Genomic DNA, 11,225 nt, shown 5'->3' with positions numbered 1-11,225 from the left:
TAATGAAAGAACAACGGCGCTGTGAACATCAAACTATCAACGCGATCGAGGATTCCACCATGACCAGGAATCAGATGACCTGTATCTTTAATTTTCAGGTCTCGCTTTACCGAGGAAATCACCAAATCCCCAATAAACCCGCTCACTGAAATAATGAGTCCTGCGACCATTCCTTCCAATGGCGTGAGGGGTGTTAAGTAAGGAGCAGCAAAATATGACAGAATGACAACCGTCACACCTCCCCCAATAAATCCTCCCCACGTTTTGTTCGGGCTCACTTTCGGGATGATTTTCCGCTTGCCAAAACATTTACCGCTCACGTATTGGCTCACATCATTGAGCTGGGTGAATATCAGCAAGAAAAGTAACATTCCAAGTGATCCCGCATCCGGGTTTTTACTCGGAAGAACCAACAAATATGCCATGTGACTAAGGCAAAACACCGTCAGCATCATTGACCAATGAATCACACCCGCTGATCGTATAAATCCATTTGTATCACCAATTAACACCGCGACCATTGGCAGATAGAGAAACATGTAGACAGGAATAAAGATGATAAACATCCCGTACCATTCAATGGATAACCAGTAATAGTGAAGCGGGATGGAAAGGTAGGCCCAAAAAATAACTCTGCGGTCGGCTAAGCGTATTGGCACGATTGAAAGAAACTCTTTCAACGCCATAAAACTCAGAAAACCAAAGAAGACGATGGTGTACTGAAGAGGAAGGAAGAGCGCAACGAAGACGATGCCCACCATCCACCACCAAGATCGAATCCTCAGCTTTAATTCAAGAAAATCTCCATCGGGAGTGGTGCGCGACTTCCAAAGATACACTGCGGTGCCCGCAACTAGCGCAGCAAAAACAGAGACCATCACATGCTGAGAGTGGGGAAGAATCGTTGTCATAACTTTTCCTCTCTCTTCAACGCTGTGTTTTCCACATCACGATAGATGAACACCAAACGTCGCCAGCATGTCGCCAAGCTTCCTAGCAAAATAACAACCAACGCTAAATCAATGATATTGAAAGGAAGGCCGATAGAAAAACCAGTCAAATTTTGAAGAAAAAGCACCACGAGCGCACCCGTTAAAAGAGCCATCCTATGTTGCTTGGCCATGGGGCCGCGAAAGTCAGCCTTTGTCCCCATACTCACGCCTAGTACCCTAATATACGCTGTCAGAACAGCAAGGAGGGCACAAGCCCATGCCAAGTACATTCCACCTTCATACTGAGTTGCGAAACCCACGCCGATGATAAGTAAAGGGTCAGCAATACGGTCAGGTACATCATTGAACAATTCACCTGATGGCGTACTCTTGCCGCCTTCAATAGCCACCATGCCATCAAACAAATTACAAAGCAGACGACTTTGAATACAAAGGACAGTGACAAGTAAAAGAGGGATTGAACCCAAAAAATGGTACGCGAACATGGCTGCAAAACCCAATGCAGCAAAAACAATACTCATCAACGAAATCTGATTGGGCGTGATATCACGGTTGTTTATCCATACAGCGATGCGTTGCGTAAGCGCATTTTTTCGCACGGCTAGAGGACGACGACTTGCGTCATTCAATTGTGGGGCCATCCTTGCTCTCAATAAAATCCATATATTAAAAGCTATCTTAGCGTTACATCTTTATTTCATATACTGAGTTAACGGTGTTTTCTCATACAATGTCAAAAATGCGAATCAAATATATATTCCATTGTAACTTCATGATTAAATTATATTTAATCATGAACATCAACCGATGGGACATGCTCGGACACACGAATAGCATCAAACCCACGTATTTTTGTCTTTTCGCATAGTACAACGACGAGCAATTGTAGGGGATCCCCGAGGGCTCTCCTCCTGCATTCCACCACCTTTTCAGCCATGTAACCAAATGGAGTCATGGCTTGCAGCAAGTTCGGGATTGAGCCTAGAAACACAAATCCATTGAAACTGACTAGATGGTGACTTTCTCAGAGTATATGTCCCCGTTGTTGGCAAATTGTTGGAAAATAACTTCAGCCACATCAAAATCAATATGAATATCAATAGAGTCTCATATGGTGGGTGTGGATATTCGCAAACTTAAAAATAATCGGAAAACAAGTTTCATCCATAATATCCATATATTCGGGCAATATATGGATGCCTCTTATTTCTCTCCGCGGTATCTCTAAGTTGCTCTTGATAATAAACGCGCCGAATTCGGCGTTTTTCTTTAACAGGACGAGGCTAGGCCTATGGAACATAAATCTAAAATGAGAAAAAAGCTTCCTTCTTTCGTCGATGCGCGTTTGAATTCGTTTCTACGTGATATGACTGAACCATATGAAAATGGTCGGCCATTGCCCGTCAGCAGTCGACCGGGAAAAGGTGCGGTGATCATGCAAAGTAATGACTATTTGTCGTTGAGTCTTGATAGCAATATTCAGAAAGCGCATGTGGACGCCATTGCTGCGTCGAATGAAAATGTGGTGATGTCTGCTGTTTTTCTTCAGGATGAGGATCATAAACCGGACTTCGAAAAGCGTCTGGCGGAGTTTGTGGGGTTGGAGGGGTGTGTACTCTCTCAATCTGGATGGTCGGCGAATATCGGCTTATTGCAAACCATCTGTGAGCCGAACACATGCGTATATGTCGATTTCTTTGCGCACATGTCACTATGGGAGGGTGCCCGGATTGCGGGGGCACGGATTATTCCTTTTATTCACAACAGCGTATCAAACCTTAAACGACAAATTAAAAAAAACGGCCCTGGTATTATATTGATTGACTCGGTGTACAGCACGATCGGTACCATCGCACCGCTTCGAGCCATCTACGAAGTGGCTCAGGAGTTTGATTGTGCGTTGGTGGTTGATGAATCGCATTCGCTTGGCACCCATGGGCCAGATGGCTCGGGCCTAATTAATGAAATGGAAGTGCGAGATCAAGTCGACTTTGTTACGACCAGTCTTGCAAAGGCGTTTGCTTATCGAGCTGGGGCAGTACTTGGTCCAGCGAGCCTTATCAAAGCGTTACCGTTTGTGTCGTTCCCTGCGATATTCAGTTCTACTGTACTACCGCAGGAGGTCGCAAGGCTTGATGCGACATTGGACGTGATAAAAAAGGGCGATGAGAAGCGAAAACGCTTGTTTGAAATATCGGATGTGCTACGCATGGGTCTTCGTGATATCGGCTTTAAAATCCGTAGTGAATCCCAAATTATTTCTCTGGAGTGTGGTGATGAGAAAAACACAGAACATGTGAGGGACTTTTTGGAAAGCAACGGTGTGTTCGGTGCGGTTTTCTGTGCACCGGCAACGGCAAAGAACAAAGCATTGATCCGGTTTTCCTTGAATGCAGATATGAGCTACCGGGAGGTAGATCATGTGCTGACAGTTTGTCAGGCTGCTTATGAAAATTCTGATCTCACCATCCATTGAAGTAAGGCTTGGTAAATCATGTATGGATAAGAAGCTCTGCAATGGCAGAGCTTTTTATGAAAGCCAGGTCGTTATTTTGTCTCTCAATTGCTGCTGCTCGGAAGGTTTGATAATGAAGTCTGTCATGCCTGAGGATGTGATTTTTTCAAGAGTGGGTCGAGAATTGTCACCTGTGTGAGCAATAATAGGGACATCAGCATAAGCTTGGAGTGAAGAGCGAATACGACGCGAAGTTTCCAGCCCATCCATCACAGGCATTTCGATATCCATCAGAATCAAATCCACATTCTGTTTATCTTGTTTAAGCATCGCTATTGCCTTGTCACCATTGGCGCATTGAATAACGTTAAACCCCTGTTTTTCTAAAATGATAGAAGTCATTTGGCGGAGTGACTCACTGTCATCCACTACCATAATGGTTTGTGTCTCGGTATTGCTTGGGGTTTGTGCACGCTTGTTGGGTATTGAAGCATCTACGGAGTCGAAAAATAACTGCTCAATCACCATTGGGGTATTCAAGCGCCATGCTAGCCCTTCAATCCATGTTGGGTTGTACACAGCATGCGATTGATGGCAAGTCGATGAACTGTTGTGCAGGTATATGATTTTTGCTTCAGTGAACGAAAGTATAGGTTCAAGATGGCCGAGCACATCCCCATTTGTCCCTACACTCTCCAAATCGACAATGATGACATCGTATTCAAAATCAAACTCGGGCTTCTTCAGAACGTGCAGCACATCGATAGTTTGCAGTTTGAAGCCCATTTTTTTGCTGATTTTCGTCGTACGCTGGACCAAATCAACGTCATCGGTCACCATCAGCATCGATTTAAGCTTGATCAGGTTGTGTTTGATATCTTGAGCAATTGAGGAGTCAAATGAGGGGAAAGCGAGAGTGAACGCGGTCCACTCCCCGACCTTAGAATCGCAACTGATTTCGCCACCAAAGGAACGCATGACTTTTCGGCAGAATGGCAATCCCAGTCCATAATTTCCGGTTCTTCCTGTGGTGTAAAAATCCTCGAAAATCAGGTTAATAATATCACTGGGTATTCCCTGACCATTGTCACGAACAATGATTCGATTTTCCCGATCACCGACTTCAACCATCAGCTCTATCGCAAAATTTTCTCCGATTCGATGATGAAAAGCGTTTTTAAACAGATTATAGATAACGTACTTCAGCAGGGTATCGCTGCCAAGAAAATCAAAGGTGTCGGTGTTTCTAATCGTTATCGCTGTTTTGTCTGTGTTGCTCCTGAAACCAAAACTATCGACAGCATGTCGCAGCACATTTTTGACAGCGTGCTTTTTAAACGTTGAGCGGGAAACGCGGTTTTCATCAATGGACGTCAGCAGAAGATCGATGGTTTCATTGCCGGCACGAATGATGTTCATCGCGTCGTCACTGATCTCACGGAGTAATAAAACGTCTTCTTCGCGAAGTTGATAAACCCGATTGTTGCTGTCCTTAGGATCCGGAATCGTCAAACGTATTAAATCAATGGAAGAGCAAAGACCACTGAGCGGGTTTCGCATTTCGTGAGCAATACCTGCACCAAAAACTTTAGCAATCGATACTTTGGTTTCATGCTCTTGTTGATTGCGAAAGAAAAATAAATTCCCGAAAACGTAGATGAAAAGGAACACTGGCATGTAGGTCCAATCCATCGAGAATGCTAGGTGATACCCCTTCTCAGCCCAGGCACAGATCGTTGCCATGGTAATACCTGCCAATGTTTGAGCAAACATGACCCAAGTAATATGTACCAGTAATATGTGAAGGAAAATTGCGGCCATAAAGGAAAGTAGCCAAACGGTGGACCAATTGTTCATCAGTAGCATATAGAAGAAAAAGAAGGGAAGAACAATGGAAATGGCGATTTGATAGAACCAGTGCATACGTTCTTTCAAAACGGGACTTAGCTTGTTTCTTACTAATACAATGACAAAAAACAAGCAACAAAGAAGTCGAAGAGGCAAGTTTTCATAAGCTTGAGGATATATATATTGCCAAATGAAATAGTAAGCCGGAAAGCCAATTAGTCCCATCCAGCTCACGAGCGTCAGGTTTGGTTCAGCGTATTGATAAACTTTGCGAAATGCCGCTTCCATGCTTTTGATAAAATTCTGCCATAGTTCAATGTTAACAGCCAAAGGTCTATACCCAATCAACCTGGAGATGCTCGATTTCAGAGGTCATCAGTGCGTTCAGTTCAAGGCAAATTCTTGTAGGAATAGTCATTCTATTTCACAGGAATTTAACGATGAAGTGGACGCACTGAGGGCCTCCCTTCGGGCGAGTTTACTGACGCCATGCTCGGTGTTATCCCTTTTTGATGGAGACCACTACATCGGCAAAGGGATGCCTAGATCATAACGTCAGTAAACCTCGCTGAATCCTGCATCTTCAGGTTGTTTGGGTATATCTTGCGTATTTTGCCCATCGAAGTGAATGGATTTAGCCAAAATGAATATATTGATTAATGCTCTGGCGTATATTTCATGGCACTCCAGTTTCGAACGCACATATTATCATTAATAGACTAAGAAAAATGAGTGTTCATATTCATATTGATAATCAAAAAATGACCATGCCTACAATCGATTCATAGGACTGACTTTATACAAACAGTAGCGATAGTGATGTCTTATTATTTGTACAAGTATCACGTTTGTATCTTAGCAAACGAAAGTGAGTATCGCGGGAGGGGTGAGAGCAGAAAAATAAAGCGCAAACCATTCTGGGTCAAGGTGTAAATAAATAGTGTAACAATGGCCTATTTCGAAGCGATAAATGACAACTAAGAAATAGACCATAACAACAACTGGCTGCAATCACATGTGATTGCAGAGACTTATACTGCAAGCATCAATATCATTTGAAATCTATTATGGCTGCTGGCGGGTTGCCGCAATCACGATTTCACGTACACACACATTCTGAGGTTGGTTGTATGCGTAAGTTACTGCATTCGCGATATCGTCTGCCGCTAGAATACCGCCCATGTCTTCTTTCCAGCTTTCGTAACCCGCTTTGATGTCGTCGCTGGTAGTGTGAGAAAGCAATTCGGTTTCTACTGCGCCAGGGGCGATAGTAATCACGCGTACGTTTGCTGCGGCCACTTCTTCACGCACATTTTCAGAAATTGCGTGTACCGCGAATTTTGTGCCGCAATATGCTGCATGGTTCGGGAAGGTTTTACGACCAGCCACAGAACTGATGTTGATGATGGTGCCACTGTTACGCGCAATCATAGGGGCAAGCACGGATTGCATGCCATTCATTAAGCCCACCACGTTGACGTTGAACATGTTTTGCCATTCAGCAGCATCTTGCGTTGCCATGTCACCCAGCAACATCACCCCAGCGTTGTTAACGAGTAAATCGGCTTCACCGTACATCGCTTCTGCCGCAGCAACGGCTTCATCAAAAGAGGCCTTCTCCGTGATATCGACTTTCTTGCACAGAGTGTTAGGTAGATTAAGGGCTTCTAAACGATCAACACGACGCGCAAGCAACAACAACGGGTGGCCTTGTGCTGATAATTGTTTTGCGATGGCTTCGCCAATGCCTGAGCTTGCACCTGTGATAACAGCTAACTTTTTCATGTTCTACCTCGATTGGACTGTTTGTTTTTTTATTAAGTGTTTCTTATTGAGGCTGCATTCTAAATAAGTCATGATTGTTGATATATATGTCACAATAAAACTCAGTGTTACGCCATGAGCACCAATAAAGACCCATTGAATGACAACCTTAGTGATATCCGCGCCTTCGTCGCAATTGCCGAGTCCGGCAGCTTTTCCAAAGCAGCTGAAAAGCTCGGAGCATCGCGCGCGCACATGTCACGTCAGCTTAGTCAGCTAGAAAGCCGCCTCGGTGTGCAACTCATTATTCGTACCACCCGTTCTCAACGTTTAACCACAGCGGGTGAAGCCTTCTTTACACGTTGCCAAGCAGCGATGATGCAAATTGATGACGCCATTTCCGATGCCATTGATGATTCAGACCAATTGCGCGGACGCATCGCGGTGAATTGTGTAGGGGGAATATTGGGAGAATCACTGGTGGGCGACGTGATCCACAGGTTCTGTTTTGACCACCCTGATATTCATGTTGAATTGGATTTCAGCAGCGAACGGGTTGATCTGATTGAGTCACGTTTCGACTTAGTACTGCGAATGGGCGCATTGAATGATTCACGATTGATTGGTCGTTACTTGGGTGACATTGAAATCGGCACCTATGCAGCGCCGCATTACTTGTCGCAACGTGGTCGTCTTGCACACCCCAGAGATTTACACAAACACGATTGCTTAACGGGGTCAGTAACACGCTGGCGTTATGTGAAAGTGGACGAGCACTCCCAGCACGTCGATGTGGACGTGAAAGGCAATTTACAATGTAAAAATGGTCATGTGTTGATGAGTGCCTCGCTACAAGGTAACGGTATTTGTCGCCTCCCTGCACTTTACTGTGAAAGCCATGTACAAGCCGGAAGATTGGAGAACGTGTTTACCGATTGGGAAGTGGAGAAAGTGCCGCTGTATTTGCTTTATCACAAAGACCGCCACCAGCCAAAACGATTAAAAGCCTTGATACAAAAGATGGTTGCTGAAGTGCCACCTCAGCTTTCTTAATTGTCACCTTCTCTGACCTCACTTCTCGTTCTACCTCAAATAATTTATGGCGTATACAACAAGTAAGTACCTGCTTACTTGTTACTGGCAGGCATAAAAAAGCCACGCTGCTCAGGCGTGGCTTTTGCATTTTTTTGGGAGAGGGGGACTAAGCTCTCTTATTGTCTGTAACTCTGATGCTTTACGTTGTTCCTGTAACTTTCTTTTGAGCGCCAACGTGTTCGTAATACACTGACGTCTCTCTTGTTTCCTCTCCACTCAACAACACATCATCAGCAGGTAGCACGATGTTATCTGCCATCGCAGATTTTTCGGCCAATGCGATATCATCATCTTGTGTACGCATGTCTTCCGTTAAGCTCGCAAACGTTGTCTCTGTCGCCAATGCTTCTTCTCGGGCAGCTCGCTTTGTTTTGCGCTTTTCAAGGCCAGCAAGCCAGATAAGAGGCACAACAATCAACGAGGTGCCGACAATCATCAGCATGTCTGGTACTTCTCCAAATAGGACAAGGCCGACGCCAACCGCGCAGACAAGGCCGCTGTATTCAGCACTCGCTATCTTGTTGCTTTCCGCGGCGCGGTAAGCAATTACACACGTGGCGGCATACACCAAAATAAACGCGGTTGAACCAGACGCGCGCAGGAATAAATCCATGCTAAAAGGCGCGCCTTCATACAATGCCAACCCTAATGCGATAGGAATACCGATCAGGTTATGTAGCAACAAGGTTTGCGGCACAGTTTGCTCTCGCGGAATTTTCGGGATCAACAAGTTGTTCACCGCCAGCGTCACTGCCACGATCATCGCTGAAATAGCCGCCCAGCTTAGCTCTGTCGGGCGCACCAAGATGAGCACGCCAATAAAGCCCACAACTGCTGCAGCAATGGATGCCGACGACAGTTTTTCTCGCAAGAACATAGCCGCCAACGGAAGCATGATCAAGGGTGCTGCATAGAAGATCGCGTTCGCCGTGGCCAATGGTAAGGTCGTTAACGCAATCACCGAGAAGAACACGCCCACCAACCACACATGGGCGCGAAGAAAGTGCCATTTAAGCCCAAGTGTCAGGTTTTTCTTCGGTGCCGTTAAACAGAAAGGAAGCAAAATGAGAACGGCTGACACCTGACGAAACAAAGCAAATTGGAATATAGCGCCGTCAGGCCCTCCTTCCATCGTTTTAACCAGCGCATCAGAAAATGTCGCGCTAAGGTTACCAATGACCAACAAGGTCATGGCCATCCCAATTGAAATATTACGCATGATAAAGGCTCCTGTTCATGTCGTATTTCCTCTCTCACGATGTTGCGACGTTCAGATTAGCGAATTGAGTTATCGCTATTCAGACAGCAACCTCTCGAGATTAAGGGCCCAAAGATCAAATACAGATCACAGAATGGGCATAGTAGCGCCGCTTTAGCATGACGTATAATGATGAAAATTCGCTATTCATGAGTTTTTTAGATAATGAAGCTTCCCCCACTCCGAGCAGTGCAATATTTTGAAGTGGTTGCTCGGCTCAACAGTTTTTCTAAAGCAGCCGAAAAACTCAGCGTCACCCAGAGTGCTGTGAGCCACCAAATCCGCTTGTTGGAAGATTTTTTGGGCGAATCTTTGTTTGATCGTCAAGGCCGCTTGTTGCAACTCACACCCGTCGGTCAGCGTTATTATGATGATGTGGCAGACCCACTGCAGGCCATTGCCCGTGCCAGTCACCAAGTCAGAGAAGGGGTTTCAGGCCAACTTAGGCTTGCCGTCTTTAGCTCTTTAGCCGTGAAATGGCTGATGCCGCAATTGTCTGATTTTCGACAGCAGCACCCAGAAATAGACCTTGCGCTAGAAATGTTTGCCGACCATCCCCACCTTTCCGACAAACTGGCAGATTGCTTCATCGTCGATTTTGAACCGGGTCGTAACTACCAATATGACTTGCTGTACAAAGAGTACCTTTACCCTGTTTGTAGCAACAAAATTTGGCAGCAGATTAAAGACAAGCCCCTACCTGACGCCCTTTGGGACTACCCGCTATTGTCTGTTACGTCATTGATGGAAAACGACTGGGCGCAATGGTGCAAATTGGGCGGTTTTTCGTTACCTAATCACGTAAAAATTCATTCTTTTAGCCATATGCTGCTTGCCACGGAAGCGGCGCGATATGAGCATGGTATTACTTTTTTGAATTACTATTTCATGAACGAAATCGACCGCGAGCAACTGGTGCGTATTCCCATGCATGAGATGCCCACTGGCGACAGTTTGTATTTTGTTTATAAGAAGCATCGAGCCCGTCAGCCTGAAATCCTAAAACTCGGGCGCTGGTTGCAACAAATCTCCACGCAAGAAGAGTGAGGAACTAATACACTATTCTCCCCAAAGACTCATCGAAGTTTACGAAGCCATCTCCCCCCTCAATCATGCAAGTAGTGCTTGTCTAAACATGCATTTAGATAAAATACGTCTAAACTCAAATGTGAGCCATCGCTAACTTTTGAGTTTTTATTCTTATTTATGATGCAGTGAGAAATTAAGGAATGAAGCATTTAACCAATATTTATGCTCGCCCAATCAAGCGCCCTTTGAATCTTAATGCCACCCTATTCATCACCCTCATCGCGTGGGCAACTGCATGGCCGGCACTTGCCGCTAACACCTCAAAAGCAGCCAATATTGAATATGGATACTCAAAATTGTACGGCGAGCTGACCCCCACTCAAGTTTACTCGTTGGTAAAAAACATCGACTCGATGGTCATGCACTACGCGTATCGATACCAACCCAAGTTAACCAGCAAGCTGCCACGAAAAATTGTGCCCGTAAACGGCTACCGACCGGAACAAGTCTTCGTTGCTCTTGGCAAGCTCAGCGACGATATCGATGTCTTCGCTAAACAACAGAATGTTGAACCCGTCAAACGCATCAAGCGCGAGGCTAAAGAGGCGATTCCCGCCGAAGTATTTATACTGGCTGGCGCCAGTTTAGACACATTCTCTGAAGCGCTAGCGGTACTTGAACCCACGAATACGTTTGGCGATTTCTACTCGCAACGAACCTATTCACGAGACAAAACACCGTCCGATGTTTATGCCCTTGTCGATCTGATCAACAGAAAGCTGACCATCTTGCTTGGTCAACCATTAGAACTCAGTGAGTGAAG

At 45.3% G+C, this 11,225-nt stretch carries 8 protein-coding genes and 1 pseudogene; 4 read left to right on the top strand and 5 right to left on the bottom strand.

Features of this window, described 5'->3' with window-relative positions; translation table 11 throughout:
- Positions 1-911, bottom strand: a 911-nt coding sequence (locus tag L4D06_RS24870; RefSeq protein ID WP_429742122.1) for a phosphatidate cytidylyltransferase, incomplete at its 3' end; no start/stop codon positions are given.
- Complete coding sequence (locus L4D06_RS24865) at positions 908-1,594, bottom strand: CDP-alcohol phosphatidyltransferase family protein (RefSeq protein ID WP_429742120.1); 687 nt, start codon at positions 1,592-1,594, stop codon at positions 908-910. The genes L4D06_RS24865 and L4D06_RS24870, both read right to left, overlap by 4 nt.
- 668 nt (positions 1,595-2,262) lie before the next feature.
- Between L4D06_RS24865 and cqsA the strand changes: the two genes are divergently transcribed.
- Positions 2,263-3,429, top strand: coding sequence for an alpha-hydroxyketone-type quorum-sensing autoinducer synthase (gene cqsA / locus L4D06_RS24860; RefSeq protein WP_429742118.1), 1,167 nt, complete (start codon positions 2,263-2,265; stop codon positions 3,427-3,429).
- Positions 3,430-3,483: 54 nt separating this feature from the next.
- Here the strand turns inward: cqsA and L4D06_RS24855 are convergent, their stop codons facing one another.
- Positions 3,484-5,544, bottom strand: coding sequence for a hybrid sensor histidine kinase/response regulator (locus L4D06_RS24855; RefSeq protein ID WP_429742124.1), 2,061 nt, complete (start codon positions 5,542-5,544; stop codon positions 3,484-3,486).
- A 777-nt stretch (positions 5,545-6,321) separates the two neighbouring features.
- Entirely contained in the window at positions 6,322-7,041 is a 720-nt protein-coding gene (locus tag L4D06_RS24850) for an SDR family oxidoreductase (RefSeq protein ID WP_429742116.1), read from the bottom strand.
- Between the two features lie 114 nt (positions 7,042-7,155).
- Between L4D06_RS24850 and L4D06_RS24845 the strand changes: the two genes are divergently transcribed.
- A complete protein-coding gene (locus tag L4D06_RS24845; protein WP_274165899.1) occupies positions 7,156-8,073 on the top strand; it encodes a LysR family transcriptional regulator in 918 nt (305 codons plus the stop codon).
- Between the two features lie 400 nt (positions 8,074-8,473).
- On the opposite strand, the pseudogene L4D06_RS24840 reads toward L4D06_RS24845, so the two are convergent.
- Positions 8,474-9,334 (bottom strand): annotated as a pseudogene (locus L4D06_RS24840) (DMT family transporter); the annotation flags it as partial.
- A 204-nt stretch (positions 9,335-9,538) separates the two neighbouring features.
- Between L4D06_RS24840 and L4D06_RS24835 the strand changes: the two are divergent.
- Entirely contained in the window at positions 9,539-10,420 is an 882-nt protein-coding gene (locus L4D06_RS24835) for a LysR substrate-binding domain-containing protein (RefSeq protein WP_429742114.1), read from the top strand.
- A 182-nt stretch (positions 10,421-10,602) separates the two neighbouring features.
- Positions 10,603-11,223 carry a hypothetical protein gene (locus tag L4D06_RS24830; RefSeq protein ID WP_429742112.1) on the top strand — a complete coding sequence of 207 codons (621 nt, stop codon included), beginning with the start codon at positions 10,603-10,605 and terminating at the stop codon, positions 11,221-11,223.
- Positions 11,224-11,225 lie beyond the last annotated feature (2 nt).

Origin of the sequence: Enterovibrio makurazakiensis (assembly GCF_050336585.1) — a bacterium.
Lineage (GTDB): Bacteria > Pseudomonadota > Gammaproteobacteria > Enterobacterales > Vibrionaceae > Enterovibrio > Enterovibrio gelatinilyticus.
Note: the sequence above shows the minus strand (reverse complement) of the source record. Positions and strands in the feature narration are given on the sequence as shown.